Genomic DNA, 16,263 nt, shown 5'->3' on the forward strand with positions numbered 1-16,263 from the left:
GAACGGAGGAAACAGCTATGTCGCGCATCGGCAAGCTCCCCATCGCGGTTCCCGCCGGCGTGGACGTCACCATCGACGGCCGTACGGTCTCGGTCAAGGGCCCCAAGGGCGAACTGACCCACACCGTTGCCGCGCCGATCGACATCGCCAAGGGCGAGGACGGCACCCTGCAGGTGACCCGCCCCAACGACGAGCGTCAGAACAAGGCCCTGCACGGCCTGTCCCGCACGCTGGTGGCGAACATGATCACCGGCGTGACCCAGGGTTACGTGAAGAAGCTCGAGATCAGCGGTGTCGGTTACCGCGTGACGGCCAAGGGTTCGAACCTCGAGTTCGCGCTCGGCTACAGCCACCCGATCACCGTCGAGGCCCCCGAGGGCATCACCTTCAAGGTGGAGACCCCGACCCGCTTCTCGGTCGAGGGCATCGACAAGCAGAAGGTCGGCGAGATTGCGGCCAACATCCGCAAGCTGCGCAAGCCCGACCCGTACAAGGCCAAGGGCGTCAAGTACGAGGGCGAAGTCATCCGCCGCAAGGTCGGAAAGGCGGGTAAGTAAGCCATGGCATACGGGCAGAAGATCCTCAAGGGCGACGCCTACAAGCGCGCCGCGATCAAGCGCCGTCACATCCGGATCCGCAAGAAGGTGTCCGGTACGGCGGAGCGTCCCCGTCTGGTCGTGACCCGCTCCAACCGCCACATCGTGGCGCAGGTGATCGACGACCTGAAGGGTCACACCCTGGCGTCGGCGTCCACCCTGGACAGCTCGATCCGCGGTGGCGAGGGCGACAAGTCCGCGCAGGCCAAGCAGGTCGGCGCCCTGGTCGCCGAGCGTGCCAAGGCCGCCGGTGTCGAGGCCGTCGTGTTCGACCGTGGTGGCAACCAGTACGCCGGGCGCATCGCCGCCCTGGCGGACGCCGCCCGCGAAGCCGGGCTCAAGTTCTGAGCCGCTTGTAGCTAGCGGAAAGAGAGAGGTAATCCAATGGCTGGACCCCAGCGCCGCGGAAGCGGTGCCGGTGGCGGCGAGCGGCGGGACCGGAAGGGCCGTGACGGCGGCGCTGCTGCCGCCGAGAAGACCGCGTACGTTGAGCGCGTCGTCGCGATCAACCGCGTCGCCAAGGTTGTGAAGGGTGGTCGTCGCTTCAGCTTCACCGCGCTGGTCGTGGTGGGCGACGGTGACGGCACCGTGGGTGTCGGTTACGGCAAGGCCAAGGAGGTGCCGGCCGCCATCGCCAAGGGCGTTGAGGAGGCCAAGAAGCACTTCTTCAAGGTCCCCCGGATCCAGGGCACCATCCCGCACCCCATCCAGGGTGAGAAGGCTGCCGGCGTCGTGCTGCTCAAGCCCGCGTCCCCCGGTACCGGTGTTATCGCCGGTGGTCCGGTGCGTGCCGTGCTCGAGTGCGCCGGTATCCACGACGTGCTGTCGAAGTCGCTCGGCTCCGACAACGCGATCAACATCGTGCACGCGACCGTGGAGGCCCTGAAGGGCCTGCAGCGTCCCGAGGAGATCGCGGCCCGCCGTGGTCTGCCGCTCGAGGACGTCGCCCCCGCGGCCCTGCTGCGTGCGCGTGCCGGGGCGGGTGCGTAATCATGGCGCAGCTCAAGATCACGCAGGTCAAGTCCTACATCGGCAGCAAGCAGAACCACCGCGACACCCTGCGTTCCCTGGGCCTCAAGCGCCTGGGTGACGTGGTCGTCAAGGAGGACCGTCCCGAGTTCCGCGGCATGGTGCACACCGTCCGCCACCTCGTGACGGTCGAGGAGGTCGACTGATCATGGCGGAGCAGAACCCGCTCAAGATCCACAACCTCCGTCCCGCCCCGGGCGCCAAGACCGCCAAGACCCGTGTCGGTCGTGGTGAGGCGTCGAAGGGTAAGACGGCCGGTCGTGGTACCAAGGGCACGAAGGCCCGCTACCAGGTTCCGGAGCGCTTCGAGGGCGGCCAGATGCCGCTGCACATGCGCCTCCCGAAGCTGAAGGGCTTCAAGAACCCGTTCAAGACCGAGTACCAGGTCGTGAACCTCGACAAGCTGGCCGCGCTCTACCCCGAGGGTGGCGAGGTCACCGTCGAGGGTCTGGTGGCCAAGGGTGCCGTTCGCAAGAACGCGCTCGTCAAGGTGCTCGGCCAGGGCGAGATCTCCGTGGCGCTGCAGGTGACGGTCGACGCCGTCTCCGGCTCCGCCAAGGAGAAGATCACCGCCGCCGGCGGTACCGTCACCGAGCTCGTCTGAAACTTTCGGGCGTCTCGATGACCTGAACGATCCCGACCGGGGATACCTCACATAGGGGTATCCCCGGTCGGTCGTTCCAAGGGGGGCAGTCTCGCCGGTATGGTGGCCTGCACTGCCCAGTTTCACCGGGTGTCGCGGTTCGGGCACCCGGGGCGGCAGTCGACCGTTAAGTATGTCGTTGTTGTCCTTGTTCAGTCGGAAACTCAGACCGTCACCCTTGACGCAGTTGCGCGGGGGTCGCAGGAGGCACCGTGCTCACCGCGTTCGCCCGGGCGTTCAGGACGCCCGACCTGCGCAAGAAGCTGCTCTTCACGCTCGGGATCATCGTGGTCTACCGGGTCGGTACCCACATCCCGATCCCCGGCGTCGACTACAAGAGCGTTCAGACCTGTATCGACGTGGCCAAGGGACAGCAGGGCCTGTTCGGTCTGGTCAACATGTTCAGCGGCGGCGCGCTGCTGCAGATCACGGTTTTCGCGCTGGGCATCATGCCGTACATCACGGCGAGCATCATTCTCCAGCTGCTGACCGTGGTCATCCCGCGCCTGGAAGCCCTGAAGAAGGAGGGCCAGGCGGGTACGACGAAGATCACGCAGTACACCCGTTACCTGACGGTGGCGCTGGCGATCCTCCAGGGCACCGGTCTGGTGGCCACCGCCCGCAGCGGCGCCCTGTTCTCGGGCTGCCCGGTGGCGTCCTCGATCGTGCCCGACCAGTCGATCTTCACCACCATCACGATGGTCATCTGCATGACCGCCGGTACCGCCGTCGTCATGTGGCTCGGCGAGCTGATCACCGACCGCGGCATCGGCAACGGCATGTCCATCCTGATGTTCATCTCGATCGCCGCGACCTTCCCGTCCGCGCTGTGGGCGATCAAGAAGCAGGGCACCCTGGCCGGCGGCTGGATCGAGTTCGGCACGGTCATCCTGGTCGGCCTGGTCATGGTCGGCCTGGTGGTCTTCGTCGAGCAGGCGCAGCGGCGCATCCCCGTGCAGTACGCCAAGCGGATGATCGGCCGCCGCTCCTACGGCGGCACGTCCACGTACATCCCGCTCAAGGTCAACCAGGCGGGTGTGATCCCCGTCATCTTCGCGTCGTCGCTGCTCTACATCCCGGCGCTGATCGCGCAGTTCGCCGGGGGCAACTCCGGGTGGAAGTCCTGGATCCAGCAGAACCTCACCAAGGGTGACCACCCGATTTACATCACCCTTTACTTCCTGCTGATCGTGTTCTTCGCGTTCTTCTACGTGGCCATCTCGTTCAACCCCGAGGAAGTCGCGGACAACATGAAGAAGTATGGTGGCTTCATCCCGGGCATCCGGGCCGGTCGGCCCACCGCTGAGTACCTGTCGTACGTACTCAACCGGATCACCTGGCCGGGGTCGCTGTACCTGGGTCTGATCGCTCTCGTACCGACAATGGCGTTGGTGGGCTTCGGGGCGAGCCAGAACTTCCCGTTCGGTGGCACCAGCATCCTGATCATCGTGGGTGTCGGCCTCGAGACGGTGAAGCAGATCGAGAGCCAGCTCCAGCAGCGCAATTACGAAGGGTTCCTCCGCTGATGCGAATCGTGCTCGTCGGGCCGCCTGGTGCCGGCAAGGGGACGCAGGCCGCGTTCCTCGCCAAGAACCTGTCGATCCCGCACATCTCCACGGGCGACCTGTTCCGCGCCAACATCAGCCGGCAGACGGAGCTCGGGAAACTCGCGAAGTCCTACATGGACGCGGGCAACCTGGTGCCCGACGAGGTCACCATCGCGATGGCCAAGGACCGCATGGAGCAGCAGGACGCGCAGGGCGGCTTCCTGCTGGACGGCTTCCCGCGCAACGTCTCGCAGGCCGAGGCGCTCGACGACATGCTCGAGGCCGAAGGCATGAAGCTGGACGCGGTGCTGGACCTGGAGGTCCCCGAGGACGAGGTCGTCAAGCGCATCGCGGGCCGCCGGGTGTGCCGCAACGACTCGTCGCACGTGTTCCACGTCTCGTACAAGACGCCGAAGCAGGAAGGCGTCTGCGACGTCTGCGGCGGGGAGCTGTACCAGCGGGACGACGACTCCGAGGAGACGGTCCGCAAGCGCCTCGAGGTCTACCACACGCAGACCGAGCCGATCATCGACTACTACAAGGCCCAGGGCCTGGTGGTCACGATCTCGGCCCTCGGCAAGGTGGAAGAGGTCACGGCACGCGCGATGGAGGCGCTCCAGCAGAAGGTGGGCGACAGGTAGTCGCTCCCGGCGCTCCACGGCCGCGGTTCCCCGACGGGGGCCGCGGCCGACGTGTGGGGTGGCACTGCTGTGCGCCCCCGGACGCGGGCGCCGGCCCGAGGGCCCGTCCCCAAGCGCCGGACGGGCTGGACGCGCCGCCCCGTATCTTTGTTGGTGTCCGTCTCTCCCCGGTCCAGAAAGGCCGCAGCCCCCATGGTGCAGATCAAGACCCGCGAGCAGATCGCCAAGATGCGTGAGGCGGGGCTGGTCGTCGCCGCCGTGCACGCGGCCACACGCGAGGCGGCCGTGCCGGGCGCCACGACGAAGGACCTGGACGAGGTCGCCCGCAAGGTGCTGGCGGAGCACGGGGCGAAGTCGAACTTCCTGGGGTACGGCGGCTTCCCGGCGACCATCTGCACCTCGGTGAACGAGGTCGTCGTCCACGGCATCCCCTCCGACGAGGTGGTCCTCAAGGACGGCGACATCATCTCCATCGACGCCGGCGCGATCGTGGACGGCTGGCACGGCGACGCCGCGTTCACCGCGTTCGTCGGCTCCGGCCACGCCCCGGAGCTCATCGAGCTGTCCCGGGTGACCGAGGAGTCCATGTGGGCCGGCATCGCGGCGGTGAAGCAGGGCCACCGCCTCGTCGACGTCTCCCGGGCCATCGAGACGTACATCCGGCGGCAGCCGAAGCCGGGCGGCGGCCGGTACGGGATCATCGAGGACTACGGCGGCCACGGCATCGGCACCGAGATGCACATGGACCCGCACCTGCTGAACTACGTCGACCGGCGCCGCGGCAAGGGCCCGAAGCTGGTGCCCGGTTTCTGCCTGGCGATCGAGCCGATGGTGTCGCTCGGCACCCCGAAGACCGAGGTCCTGTCGGACGACTGGACGGTCATCACGACGGACGGCACGTGGTCGTCCCACTGGGAGCACTCCGTCGCCCTCACCGAGGAGGGCCCCCTGGTGCTGACGGCTCCCGACGGTGGCAGGGCGAAGCTCGCCGAGCACGGGGTCACGGCGGCGCCGGATCCGCTGGGCTGACGTCGGTCAAGGAACGGTCCTCCCGTGCATAGCGATCACCCCGATGGGGCAGACTTTCGCGATTCGTCTTTCCGGGTGCGCTGACGTAGACTGACTCGTCGGCTCTTGTGCACCCGCATGTCCGCATGCACGCGTAAGGCGCACCAGGAGTCGATCAAGGTAGTCGATTCGAAGGGCGAAGCGTGGCCAAGAAGCAAGGTGCCATCGAGATCGAGGGCACTGTCGTCGAGTCTCTTCCGAACGCCATGTTCAAGGTCGAGCTCCAGAACGGCCACCAGGTCCTGGCACACATCAGCGGCAAGATGCGTATGCACTACATCCGCATCCTCCCTGACGACCGGGTCGTGGTGGAGCTGTCTCCGTACGACCTGACGCGTGGCCGGATCGTCTACCGCTACAAGTAGATCTTGCCCACGTCCCGCGTGAGCGGGGCCGCCGGCAACTGACCCGGAGAACCTCACATCCCATGAAGGTCAAGCCGAGCGTCAAGAAGATCTGCGACAAGTGCAGGGTGATCCGCCGTCACGGCCGGGTCATGGTCATCTGCGAGAACCCGCGCCACAAGCAGCGCCAGGGCTGACGCACGACCGACCGCACCCTCTGCACCGCTATCGCAGAGTTTCGCGCGACGCGAGCTGAATTTGTTCATACGCAGGGCCCAAGCCGCTCGAGGCGGCTTGATACCCCCGGTTCGGAGGCCGGGGACCCAGTTCGTACCTGATACGGCGGCTGGGAACCGGTCCTGTGGAAGACCTCCGAAGATCACCAGGAGCCATTGAATGGCACGCGTTTCCGGTGTCGACATCCCGCGCGAAAAGCGCGTGGAGATCGCCCTCACCTACGTGTTCGGCATCGGCCGGACCCTCTCGAAGGAGACGCTGGCTGCGACCGGCGTCGACCCGAACACCCGTGTTCGGGACCTGACCGAGGAGCAGCTGGTCGCGATCCGCGAGTACGTCGACAACAACATCAAGACCGAGGGTGACCTCCGTCGCGAGATCCAGGCCGACATCCGCCGCAAGGTGGAGATCGGTACCTACCAGGGTCTGCGTCACCGTCGCGGTCTGCCCGTCCGCGGTCAGCGCACCAGCACCAACGCCCGTACCCGCAAGGGCCCGCGTCGCGCCATCGCCGGCAAGAAGAAGCCGGGCAAGAAGTAGTCCGCAGCGGACACCTGTCCACGGTCTTCGCTGTAGGACCGACCACCTCCCGTAGGAGTTAAAGGATGCCCCCCAAGGGACGTCAGGGCGCTGCCAAGAAGGTGCGCCGCAAGGAAAAGAAGAACGTCGCTCACGGTCACGCGCACATCAAGAGCACGTTCAACAACACCATCGTTTCGATCACCGACCCGTCCGGCAACGTGATCTCCTGGGCCTCCGCCGGCCACGTCGGCTTCAAGGGCTCCCGGAAGTCCACGCCGTTCGCCGCGCAGATGGCCGCCGAGTCGGCCGCCCGCCGCGCCCAGGAGCACGGCATGCGCAAGGTCGACGTGTTCGTCAAGGGCCCGGGCTCCGGTCGTGAGACCGCGATCCGCTCCCTGCAGGCCACGGGCCTCGAGGTCGGCTCCATCCAGGACGTCACCCCGACCCCGCACAACGGCTGCCGCCCGCCGAAGCGCCGCCGCGTCTGAGGCAGGGCCCGGCTTGGAGGATTCGGGCGGTACGGTCCCGGTTCGGGTCGTGCCGCCCGTACCCTTGCAGTACCCGTACCCCTCCGGGTGCGGTGTGGTCGGGCGTCATATAGCGGGCGCCCCCGACTGAAGGATCTGATCCACACATGCTGATCGCTCAGCGTCCCTCGTTGACCGAAGAGGTCGTCGACGAGTTCCGCTCCCGGTTCGTGATCGAGCCACTGGAGCCGGGCTTCGGCTACACCCTCGGCAACTCCCTGCGCCGCACCCTCCTGTCGTCGATCCCCGGCGCTGCTGTCACCAGCATCCGCATCGACGGCGTCCTGCACGAGTTCACCACCGTGCCGGGCGTCAAGGAGGACGTCACCGACCTGATCCTCAACATCAAGCAGCTGGTCGTCTCCTCGGAGCACGACGAGCCGGTCGTGATGTACCTGCGCAAGCAGGGCCCGGGTCTGGTCACCGCCGCCGACATCGCGCCCCCGGCCGGTGTCGAGGTGCACAACCCCGACCTGGTCCTCGCCACGCTCAACGGCAAGGGCAAGCTGGAGATGGAGCTGACGGTCGAGCGCGGCCGCGGTTACGTCTCCGCCGTGCAGAACAAGCAGGTGGGCCAGGAGATCGGCCGTATCCCGGTCGACTCGATCTACAGCCCCGTGCTCAAGGTCACGTACAAGGTCGAGGCCACCCGTGTCGAGCAGCGCACCGACTTCGACAAGCTGATCGTCGACGTCGAGACCAAGCAGGCGATGCGTCCGCGTGACGCCATGGCCTCCGCCGGTAAGACCCTGGTCGAGCTGTTCGGTCTCGCGCGCGAGCTCAACATCGACGCCGAGGGCATCGACATGGGTCCGTCCCCGACGGACGCTGCGCTGGCTGCGGACCTGGCGCTGCCGATCGAGGAGCTGGAGCTCACCGTTCGGTCGTACAACTGCCTCAAGCGTGAGGGCATCCACTCCGTGGGTGAGCTTGTCGCGCGCTCCGAGGCGGACCTCCTCGACATTCGCAACTTCGGTGCGAAGTCGATCGACGAGGTCAAGGCGAAGCTGGCCGGCATGGGCCTGGCGCTCAAGGACAGCCCGCCCGGATTCGACCCGACCGCGGCTGCGGACGCCTTCGGTGCGGACGACGACGCGGACGCCGGGTTCGTGGAGACCGAGCAGTACTAGGCGCTCCGCGAGGACGCCGGATTTCGGGTGCGGGTGCGCTGTGGCTTGTCGCGCAGTCCCCGCGCCCCTTCCGGGAGCGCCCCTTCGGGGCTGCTCCCGGATCTCCGACGGGCAACCGCCCGCTCGGATACTGACCCCGGTACCTGACACGGCCGGGGCAGACACCTAGGAGAAACACGATGCCGAAGCCCACCAAGGGTGCCCGCATGGGCGGCAGTGCCGCGCACGAGAAGCACATCCTCGCGAACCTCGCGAAGTCGCTGTTCGAGCACGGTCGTATCACCACCACCGAGGCGAAGGCCCGCCGCCTGCGCCCGTACGCCGAGCGTCTGATCACCAAGGCGAAGAAGGGCGACCTTCACAACCGCCGTCAGGTGCTCCAGGTCATCACGGACAAGAGCATCGTCCACACGCTCTTCACCGAGATCGGCCCGCGCTACGAGAACCGTCCGGGTGGTTACACCCGCATCACCAAGATCGGTAACCGCCGTGGCGACAACGCGCCCATGGCCGTCATCGAGCTGGTCGAGGCGCTGACGGTGCAGCAGAAGGCGGTCGGCGAGGCCGAGGCGGCGACCAAGCGTGCCGTCAAGGAGTCCGAGGCCAAGGCTGAGGAGACCAAGGCCGAGGAGACCAAGGCCGACGAGACCAAGGCCGACGAGACCACCGAGGCGCCGGCCGAAGAGGCCGCTGCCGAGGAGTCGAAGGACGCCTGAGGTCTCACCTCGCGCTGAGCGGGTCCGCCCTTGCCGGGCGGACCCGCTTTCGCGTACCTGAGAGGATTCCCCCGTGAGTGACGAAGTACAGCCCGGTTACGTCCGCATCCGCCTCGATCTGTCCTACGACGGCACCGAGTTCCACGGATGGGCCAAGCAGGCCGGCGGCAGGCGGACCGTGCAGGGGGAGCTCGAGGACGCCCTGCGTACCGTCACCCGCTCCCCGGAGACGTACGAACTGACCGTCGCCGGACGGACCGACGCCGGGGTGCACGCCCGGGGGCAGGTCGCCCATGTCGATCTGCCGCTTCAGGTGTGGGGCGAACACCGCGGGAAGCTGCTCAAGAGGCTCGCCGGACGACTGCCCAAGGACGTCAGGGTGTGGGCCCTGCGCGAGGCGCCCAGCGGCTTCAACGCCCGCTTCTCCGCGATCTGGCGGCGCTACGCCTACCGGGTCACCGACAACCCCGGCGGTGTCGATCCGCTGCTGCGCCACCACGTCCTGTGGCACGACTGGCCCCTGGACGTCGACGCCATGAACGAGGCGGCCCGAGGGCTGCTCGGGGAGCACGACTTCGCCGCGTACTGCAAGCGGCGGGAAGGCGCGACGACCATCCGTACGCTGCAGGAGCTGAGCCTGGAGCGGGGGGCGGACGGCATCATCACCGCCACCGTCCGGGCCGACGCCTTCTGCCACAACATGGTGCGCTCGCTCATCGGCGCCCTGCTCTTCGTCGGCGACGGCCACCGCACGCCCGACTGGCCCGCCAAGGTGCTGGCCGCCGGTGTACGGGACTCGGCGGTGCATGTCGTACGACCGCTCGGGCTCACCCTGGAGGAAGTCGGCTACCCGGCCGACGAGTTGCTGGCGGCGCGGAACAGGGAAGCGCGAAACAAGCGGACCCTGCCCCTCAGGACCGGCTGCGAAACCTGCTAGTAACGCAGAATTTCCAGCGACATATCGCCCATGTCGCCACTCTTCGGGCGTAAGCAACTTGCTGCCCCTTACATATGTCTTACTACTCGGTTACTCTTGCGACACTCGGCCAATGATTCGAATGGGGACGCCGAGTATGGGTGGGGTACCGGGCCGGTTCGGCCCTGGGGGTTTCTTTTCATGAGTAGTGCAGTGCGTGCTGACGCGCGCACGTCTCAGCGCCGCAGGCGCAGGAGGGTGGCCGAGAGCCACGGACTCCTGCCGCAGCCGCCGGACGAAACAGAGAAGTATTCGTACACGCGCAGGCATCTGTGGATGCTGACGATCGGTTCGCTGATCAGCTTCGCGTGCCTCGCGGTGAGCCAGGCCCTGTTCACGGCATCGAGCCCGTGGTTCTGGCTGACGATGCCGCTGCTCGCCTTCGTGGTCGCCGACTACCTGATCTCGCTGTACCTGGACGGGCTCAGCAAGGACTTCGACATCAAGGCGCACAAGCAGCTGGTGCGCGACTGGCGGCCCGCCGTGTACCCCAGCGTCGACGTCTTCCTGCCGGTGTGCGGCGAGCCGCTGGAGGTGCTGCACAACACCTGGGTCAACGTGAACCGGCTGGCCGGCACCTACAAGGGCGTCGTCAACGTGTACGTCCTCGACGACGGCGACGACGCCGAGGTGGGCGCGATGGCGCACGACTTCGGCTTCCACTACGTGGTGCGGCCCAACCGCGGCTGGTTCAAGAAGGCCGGCAACCTGCACCACGCGTTCGGGATCACCGACGGCGACCACATCCTCATTCTCGACGCCGACTTCGCTCCGCGCGCCGACCTGCTCGACGAGCTGCTGCCGTACATGGACGCCGACGACAAGATCGGAATCGTGCAGTCGCCGCAGTTCTTCCGGATCACCGACCGGCAGAACTGGATCGAGCGCGGGGCCGGCGCCGTCCAGGAGCAGTTCTACCGCTCGGTGCAGACCTCCCGTGAGGACAAGGACGGATCGATCTGTGTGGGCTCGTGCGCGGTGTACCGGCGCGCGGCCCTGGCCCAGATCGGCGGCATCACGCTGATCGAGCACTCCGAGGACATGTACACCGGCTTCGACCTGCGGGCGCTGGGCTGGAAGCTGCGCTACGTGCCGGTCGCGCTGTCGGTGGGCGTCTGCCCGGACACGGCGGGCGCCTTCCACAACCAGCAGTACCGCTGGTGCATGGGCTCGCTGGAGCTGATCACCGGCAAGCGGTTCTGGGAGCTGGACCTGAAGTTCACGACCCGTCTGTGCTACATCTCGGGCTTCCTGTACTACATCCAGACGGCTCTTGCCACCTTCATCACGCCGATCATTCCGCTCTCGCTGATGATCCTGCGTCCCGACCTGCTGCGCGCGGAGGCCGCCCTGTGGGTGCTGCCCAGCGTGGCCTATGTGACGCTGGTGCTGCCGCTGTGGCACCGGGCGCCGTACCGCCTCGAGGCCTGGGCGGTGCGCGTGATGTACGGCTGGTCGCACGTCTTCGCCGTGTGGGACGTGCTGCGCGGTCGCCCCATGGGCTGGAAGCCCACGGGCTCGCAGGGCGCCAAGAAGAACGGCATGCGCAGGTACTGGATCGGCATGATCGGATGGACCGGCGGCACCGCCGTGCTGTGGGTGGTCGTGGCCGGCTGGCGCATGCTCACCGAATACCCGCCGGACTTCGCTCTGATGCTGTCCGCCGGCCTCTTCTACGCCGTCGTCGTCGCACGCGTGCTCGTCCAGCCCCGGGAGCGCACCGCGTGAGCCGACAGATCCGTGCGCTGGCCGCCCTGCTGATCGCCTGCGCGCTCCTTGCGGGCTGCAGCACTTTCTCCGACAAGGGCCGGCAGCAGTACGAGCAGGCCGAGGGCAAGAACCCGGACGGGAGCGAGTCGTCCGGGTCGCAGACCGAGAAGCCCGAGCCGCCGTACGACGTACGGCCGCTGCTCGCGCCGGCGAAGAAATACCTCGGCGTGGCCGCCGAAGGGGCCCCCGCCAGCATGAAGAACATCACGGACTTCGCGAAGGCGGCCGGCAAGCAGCCCAATCTGATCGAGTTCTACTCCGCGTGGGGCGATCAGTACGAAGCGCGTCTGGTGCGCAGTTCCTGGGACTACGGGGCGCTGGCCTTCATCGCCTGGGAGCCCTTCAAGGCATCGCTGAAGGAGATCGCGTCCGGCAAGGACGACGCGTACATCCGTGAGTACGCGAGTGCCGTCAAGGAGCTCAACCTGCCGGTGGCCATCAGCTTCGCGCACGAGATGAACGGCTTCTGGTACCCGTGGGGCACGAAGAAGGCCACCGCGGCGCAGTTCGTCTCCGCCTTCCGGCACGTCCACGACGTCTTCGACGAGGTGGGCGCCACCCAGGTCATCTGGGTGTGGAGCCCGAACGTGGTCAACCCGATGCCCAAGGTGAAGCTGAAGCCGTACTGGCCGGGCGAGAACTACGTCGACTGGGTCGGCGTCATCGGCTACTACGCCAAGACCGGACCGTCCACCTTCCGCACGCTGTACGGGCCGACCTTCGACCAGGTCCGGGCCTTCACCAGGAAGCCGGTGATCATCGCGGAGACGGCCGTCGAGGCGGGGGACCGCAAGCCCGCCGACATCACCGATCTCTTCCAGGGCACGGCCGCGCACGACGACGTGATCGGCTTCGTCTGGTTCAACTTCAACAAGGAAACGGACTGGCGCATCAGCAGCGGGCCTCTGTCGGAGCAAACGTTCCGTCGGAAGGCGGCCAGTGACCGTTTCGGATTCGACGTGACGAAGCCATGAGCAGCAGACAGCCGCCTGGCCCGTGGACGGAGCAGCAGGCGTACGGGCAGCCTGGCCCCTACCAGGAACAGGAATACGGCGGACAGGCGTACGGGCGGGAAGCCTACGGGCACGAGGCTGACGGCCACTCCATGGCTGACGGCCACCCCCCGTATCAGGGGGAGTACGCCCAGCAGGCCAGCGCGCCCCATACCTACGACTGGCCCCAGCAGCAGCCGGCGCAGGCGGGGACGGCGCAGACCACCGACGCCTATCCGCCGTACTACGACGTCTACGACCCCTACGCGGAGCCCGAACCCGAGCCGTCCGCGCAGCCGGCGGTGATCGTCGGCGAGGCCGAGCGGGCACCGGGCTACACCCTGCCCGACGTCCAGGAGTCCGCCTGGGACGTGGACACCCGGCGCAGCAAGTTGCTCGGCCGCGTGGCCCTGCTCTTCCTGCTCCTGGTGCAGGCCGGGCTGTCGCTCAGGCTGAAGGGGACCGCGTTCCAGGACGAGGCCCTGTACATCGCGTCCGGCCACTACGAACTCGACAACCTGTTGCACGGCACCAAGCTGCCGGTGGACTTCGCGGGCTACTTCTCGGGCCACCCGAAGCTGTACCCCGTGCTGGCGGCGGCCGTGGACTCCGCGTTCGGGCTGACCGGCGTCCGGTTGGTGAGCCTCGGGTTCATGCTGGGTGCCACCGCGCTGCTGTACGCCCTGACGCGGCGGTTGTTCAACCTGCGGGCGGCGCTCGGTGCCGCCGCGTTGTTCTCCGTGGTGGAGCCCACGACGGTGCTCGGCAACTTCGCCACCTATGACGCCGCGGCGATCTTCCTGTTGGCGCTGGCGATGTACGCCGTGGTGCGCACCGACCGGATGCCCGCGGTGGCCGTCCTGCTCGCCGCACCCCCGGCGGCGCTGGCCTTCGCCGTCAAGTACGCATCCGGCCTGTACCTGCCCACGTTGGTGGTGCTGGCGATCGTCACCGCCCACCGGCACCGCAGTGTGAAGGCGGCCGGCCGCGGCGTGGTGCTGGGCGCCGGCATCGCGGCCCTCCTCGGCGCCGGATACGCCCTGTCCGGGCCGCTCGGCGGCATCAGCTCCACCACCACCAACCGCGCGCACGGCTCGGACTCCACACTCATGCTGCTGGAGCACAGCGCGGAATGGGGCGGCCTGGTCTTCCTCGCGGCCCTGGGCGGCTCGATCGCCTACGCGCTGCGCGGCCGCATGGGTGAGATGCCCTGGATCGAGGGAGTCACCCCGGGACGCTGGCGCCGCGCCGCACTCGGGGCGCTGCTCACCGGGACGGCACTGCTGGCCCCGGCCTATCAGATCCACCTGCACACCCAGGTGTCCCTCTTCAAGCACGTCGGCTTCGGCCTGCTCTTCGCCGCCCCCATGGCGGGACTGGGCATGGCCCGTCTGATCGGCCCGCACTTCCGGCACCCGCAGCTCGGGATCATGCTGTACGTCCTCACGCTGGTGTTCGGCATGGTGCAGGCTCAGCAGTCGTACAGCTTCCCGGACTCCTCGCAGATGACCGCGTACCTGCGCACGATGGTGGACCACAAGGGCCGCTATCTGGCGGAGGAGCAGGAGGTGCCCGCGTACTACCTGCGGGACGTCACCGGCTGGAAGCAGTGGCAGAACACCTACTTCATGGACTACCGGGACAAGGCCGGCAAGCAGTACACCGGCCCCGACGCCTTCCGGCAGGCGGTGCACGACGGCTGGTTCGACGTGATCGTGATGCACGGCAACGTGACGCCCGACACGTACCGGGCGGTTCAGGCGGGGCTGAAGGGCAACACGCACTACCGCCTGGCCGCCGTGTTCCCGTACACGACGAGCAGCGGCGAGAGCGCCTACCGGGTCTGGGTCAAGCGATGAGCAGCGATACGACGACCGACTACGCGCCCGCCGGGCACGAGGAACCCGTCCCCGGCGGCCGAAGGGCCCGCCGGGAGACCGAGCGGGCCGACGGCCCCGGCGGCGGCCGCCTCACGGCCGCCCTGGTCTTCCTGGTCCCCACCGCCGCCGCGATGGCCGTGATCCTCCGCGGGATCGGGGTGCGGCAGCTGTGGCGCGACGAGCACGCCACCTGGTGGGCGGCCACGCTCTCCTTCCAGGACCTGAGCCATCTGATCCGCACGATCGACGTGGTCTTCACGCCGTACTACGTGCTGATGCACGCGTGGATCGCCGTCGCCGGCGACTCGCCGACGGCGATGCGCCTGCCGGAGGCCGTCGCGATGGCATGCTCGGCCGGGCTGCTCGCGCTGCTCGGACGGCGGATGTTCACCACGCAGACGGGCGTGCTCGCGGGACTGGCGTTCGCGGTCGTGCCCACGGTGACGCGCTACGGGCAGGAGATCCGCCCCTATGCCTTCGCCGTGGCCGCAGTGCTGCTGTCGACGCTTCTGCTCGCCCGGGCCCTGGACCAGCCGTCCTTCAAGGTGTGGGTGGGCTACACACTGTCCGTGCCCCTGATCGGCTGGAGCCATCTGGCCTCCATGGCGGTGCTCGGGGCGCACCTGACGATGATCCTGATCGCACGGCGCTCCGGGGACCGGATCGCGGGCTGGGCGTACGCGGCCGCAGGCACCCTCGGCCTGTGCTTCGTCTTCCCGGCGGCCGTCCAGGGCTCGGGGCAGAGCGGGCAGATCGCCTGGAACAACCCCGTGCTGAAGGACCTGCTGGAGTTTCCGAAGAACCTGTTCGGATCCTGGGCTGTGGCGGTGCCGGTGCTGGCCCTTGGGCTGGTGGGCCTGTTCTTCGCCGGGAAGCGGGCGCTGCCGTTGGCCGTGTGGGTCGTGCTCCCGCCGCTGGCGACCTATGTGACGGCCTCGAAGCTCCACCTCTTCCTGCCGCGCTACCTGTTTTTCACCCTGCCCGCCTGGGTGCTCCTGGCGGCGGTCGCCGTGACCCGGCTGGCCGGTCCGGTCGCAGGCGCCAAGGCCGGGACGGGGGCGGCGGTGCGGCGGGGGTTCGGCTGGGTGCTGGCCGCGGGGGCCGTCGCCGGGCTCCTGTGGCAGGCACTGCCGGGCATCCGGGAGACCCGCCAGAACGCGCAGGGGGAGCCGGACTTCCGGGGCGCCGCCCGCATCATCCGGGCCGAGCAGCGCAAGGGCGACGGGATCGCCTTCAGCGGGGTGATGGCGGAACGCCGGGCCATGGCCTACGAGCTGCGCGACGACCCCGGCCGGCCACGTGACGTGCTCATGTACCAGACGCCGCAGGAGCTGGGCTCCTTCGGGGCGGCCGAGTGCCCGCGGCCGGCGCCGTGTCTGGCGAAGGCCAAGCGGCTGTGGCTGGTGTCGACCACGTTCGACGGGCAGCCGCTGAGCGGGATGCCGAAGCAGACGGCGGCCGCGGTCGAGCGCGGGTTCCGCGTGGTCAGGACCCGGAAGCTGACCAGCCTCCAGCTGGTGCTGCTGGAGCCCGTGAAGAAGGCCGCGGACGACACCGCGGGCAAGGACGACGCGTCCCGGCGCAAGGTGCACGCCTGAGCCGTCCGAGGACGCTCGAGGACTGGTCGGGAGGGGGTCCGCCGGAC

The 16,263-nt window shown here is 68.1% G+C and carries 19 protein-coding genes; all 19 read left to right on the plus strand.

Translation table 11 applies throughout. The annotated features are described in order from the left end of the window. Positions 1-17: 17 nt before the first annotated feature. The 19 genes from rplF (at position 18) to ACIRC0_RS08905 (ending at position 16,216) form a co-directional block, all read left to right on the plus strand. Positions 18-557 carry a 50S ribosomal protein L6 gene (gene rplF / locus ACIRC0_RS08815; protein WP_403613217.1) on the plus strand — a complete coding sequence of 180 codons (540 nt, stop codon included), beginning with the start codon at positions 18-20 and terminating at the stop codon, positions 555-557. A gap of 3 nt (positions 558-560) precedes the next feature. Beyond that, entirely contained in the window at positions 561-944 is a 384-nt protein-coding gene (gene rplR, locus ACIRC0_RS08820; protein ID WP_200700872.1) for a 50S ribosomal protein L18, read from the plus strand. A 36-nt stretch (positions 945-980) separates the two neighbouring features. Next, entirely contained in the window at positions 981-1,586 is a 606-nt protein-coding gene (gene rpsE, locus ACIRC0_RS08825; RefSeq protein ID WP_019753099.1) for a 30S ribosomal protein S5, read from the plus strand. A gap of 2 nt (positions 1,587-1,588) precedes the next feature. Beyond that, positions 1,589-1,771 carry a 50S ribosomal protein L30 gene (rpmD, locus tag ACIRC0_RS08830; RefSeq protein WP_030174559.1) on the plus strand — a complete coding sequence of 61 codons (183 nt, stop codon included), beginning with the start codon at positions 1,589-1,591 and terminating at the stop codon, positions 1,769-1,771. A 2-nt stretch (positions 1,772-1,773) separates the two neighbouring features. Beyond that, positions 1,774-2,229 carry a 50S ribosomal protein L15 gene (gene rplO, locus ACIRC0_RS08835; RefSeq protein ID WP_059127184.1) on the plus strand — a complete coding sequence of 152 codons (456 nt, stop codon included), beginning with the start codon at positions 1,774-1,776 and terminating at the stop codon, positions 2,227-2,229. Between the two features lie 251 nt (positions 2,230-2,480). Then, positions 2,481-3,794, plus strand: coding sequence for a preprotein translocase subunit SecY (gene secY / locus ACIRC0_RS08840; protein ID WP_403613220.1), 1,314 nt, complete (start codon positions 2,481-2,483; stop codon positions 3,792-3,794). Then, on the plus strand, positions 3,794-4,456 hold the full coding sequence (locus tag ACIRC0_RS08845; protein ID WP_403613223.1) for an adenylate kinase: 663 nt from the start codon (positions 3,794-3,796) through the stop codon (positions 4,454-4,456). Before secY ends, ACIRC0_RS08845 begins: the two co-directional genes overlap by 1 nt. A gap of 192 nt (positions 4,457-4,648) precedes the next feature. Further along, a complete protein-coding gene (gene map / locus ACIRC0_RS08850; RefSeq protein WP_403613225.1) occupies positions 4,649-5,485 on the plus strand; it encodes a type I methionyl aminopeptidase in 837 nt (278 codons plus the stop codon). Between the two features lie 182 nt (positions 5,486-5,667). Then, positions 5,668-5,889: a translation initiation factor IF-1 gene (gene infA, locus ACIRC0_RS08855; RefSeq protein WP_003948620.1), complete on the plus strand. Its 222-nt coding sequence runs from the start codon at positions 5,668-5,670 to the stop codon at positions 5,887-5,889. A 62-nt stretch (positions 5,890-5,951) separates the two neighbouring features. Next, a complete protein-coding gene (gene rpmJ / locus ACIRC0_RS08860) occupies positions 5,952-6,065 on the plus strand; it encodes a 50S ribosomal protein L36 (RefSeq protein WP_003998809.1) in 114 nt (37 codons plus the stop codon). Positions 6,066-6,264: 199 nt separating this feature from the next. Next, a complete protein-coding gene (gene rpsM / locus ACIRC0_RS08865) occupies positions 6,265-6,645 on the plus strand; it encodes a 30S ribosomal protein S13 (protein ID WP_067240336.1) in 381 nt (126 codons plus the stop codon). Between the two features lie 65 nt (positions 6,646-6,710). Beyond that, on the plus strand, positions 6,711-7,115 hold the full coding sequence (rpsK, locus tag ACIRC0_RS08870) for a 30S ribosomal protein S11 (protein WP_003956432.1): 405 nt from the start codon (positions 6,711-6,713) through the stop codon (positions 7,113-7,115). Positions 7,116-7,261: 146 nt separating this feature from the next. Further along, complete coding sequence (locus tag ACIRC0_RS08875) at positions 7,262-8,284, plus strand: DNA-directed RNA polymerase subunit alpha (protein ID WP_003966937.1); 1,023 nt, start codon at positions 7,262-7,264, stop codon at positions 8,282-8,284. Positions 8,285-8,463: 179 nt separating this feature from the next. Further along, on the plus strand, positions 8,464-9,000 hold the full coding sequence (rplQ, locus tag ACIRC0_RS08880) for a 50S ribosomal protein L17 (RefSeq protein ID WP_403613228.1): 537 nt from the start codon (positions 8,464-8,466) through the stop codon (positions 8,998-9,000). Between the two features lie 73 nt (positions 9,001-9,073). Continuing rightward, positions 9,074-9,937 carry a tRNA pseudouridine(38-40) synthase TruA gene (truA, locus tag ACIRC0_RS08885; RefSeq protein ID WP_403613231.1) on the plus strand — a complete coding sequence of 288 codons (864 nt, stop codon included), beginning with the start codon at positions 9,074-9,076 and terminating at the stop codon, positions 9,935-9,937. A 180-nt stretch (positions 9,938-10,117) separates the two neighbouring features. Further along, positions 10,118-11,704, plus strand: a complete 1,587-nt coding sequence (locus tag ACIRC0_RS08890) for a glycosyltransferase family 2 protein (RefSeq protein WP_403613234.1) — start codon at positions 10,118-10,120, stop codon at positions 11,702-11,704. Next, positions 11,701-12,720: a glycoside hydrolase family 26 protein gene (locus ACIRC0_RS08895; RefSeq protein WP_403613238.1), complete on the plus strand. Its 1,020-nt coding sequence runs from the start codon at positions 11,701-11,703 to the stop codon at positions 12,718-12,720. Before ACIRC0_RS08890 ends, ACIRC0_RS08895 begins: the two co-directional genes overlap by 4 nt. Further along, the gene (locus tag ACIRC0_RS08900; RefSeq protein WP_403613241.1) at positions 12,717-14,597 is read left to right on the plus strand and encodes a glycosyltransferase family 39 protein; all 1,881 of its coding nucleotides are present in this window, start codon (positions 12,717-12,719) and stop codon (positions 14,595-14,597) included. Before ACIRC0_RS08895 ends, ACIRC0_RS08900 begins: the two co-directional genes overlap by 4 nt. After that, a complete protein-coding gene (locus ACIRC0_RS08905; RefSeq protein WP_403613243.1) occupies positions 14,594-16,216 on the plus strand; it encodes a glycosyltransferase family 39 protein in 1,623 nt (540 codons plus the stop codon). The genes ACIRC0_RS08900 and ACIRC0_RS08905 overlap by 4 nt, the downstream gene beginning before the upstream one ends. Positions 16,217-16,263 lie beyond the last annotated feature (47 nt).

The organism is Streptomyces sp. NPDC093984, from assembly GCF_044764595.1.
Taxonomy (GTDB): Bacteria; Actinomycetota; Actinomycetes; order Streptomycetales; family Streptomycetaceae; genus Streptomyces; species Streptomyces cynarae.

Coding starts and splice junctions, on each gene's coding strand:
- rpsE (WP_019753099.1), top strand. CDS start 981: ATGGCTGGACCCCAGCGCCGCGGAAGCGGTGCCGGTGGCGGCGAGCGG.
- ACIRC0_RS08845 (WP_403613223.1), top strand. CDS start 3,794: ATGCGAATCGTGCTCGTCGGGCCGCCTGGTGCCGGCAAGGGGACGCAG.
- rpmD (WP_030174559.1), top strand. CDS start 1,589: ATGGCGCAGCTCAAGATCACGCAGGTCAAGTCCTACATCGGCAGCAAG.
- rplF (WP_403613217.1), top strand. CDS start 18: ATGTCGCGCATCGGCAAGCTCCCCATCGCGGTTCCCGCCGGCGTGGAC.
- map (WP_403613225.1), top strand. CDS start 4,649: ATGGTGCAGATCAAGACCCGCGAGCAGATCGCCAAGATGCGTGAGGCG.
- ACIRC0_RS08905 (WP_403613243.1), top strand. CDS start 14,594: ATGAGCAGCGATACGACGACCGACTACGCGCCCGCCGGGCACGAGGAA.
- rpsM (WP_067240336.1), top strand. CDS start 6,265: ATGGCACGCGTTTCCGGTGTCGACATCCCGCGCGAAAAGCGCGTGGAG.
- ACIRC0_RS08890 (WP_403613234.1), top strand. CDS start 10,118: ATGAGTAGTGCAGTGCGTGCTGACGCGCGCACGTCTCAGCGCCGCAGG.
- ACIRC0_RS08875 (WP_003966937.1), top strand. CDS start 7,262: ATGCTGATCGCTCAGCGTCCCTCGTTGACCGAAGAGGTCGTCGACGAG.
- rplR (WP_200700872.1), top strand. CDS start 561: ATGGCATACGGGCAGAAGATCCTCAAGGGCGACGCCTACAAGCGCGCC.
- rpsK (WP_003956432.1), top strand. CDS start 6,711: ATGCCCCCCAAGGGACGTCAGGGCGCTGCCAAGAAGGTGCGCCGCAAG.
- rpmJ (WP_003998809.1), top strand. CDS start 5,952: ATGAAGGTCAAGCCGAGCGTCAAGAAGATCTGCGACAAGTGCAGGGTG.
- ACIRC0_RS08900 (WP_403613241.1), top strand. CDS start 12,717: ATGAGCAGCAGACAGCCGCCTGGCCCGTGGACGGAGCAGCAGGCGTAC.
- rplQ (WP_403613228.1), top strand. CDS start 8,464: ATGCCGAAGCCCACCAAGGGTGCCCGCATGGGCGGCAGTGCCGCGCAC.
- rplO (WP_059127184.1), top strand. CDS start 1,774: ATGGCGGAGCAGAACCCGCTCAAGATCCACAACCTCCGTCCCGCCCCG.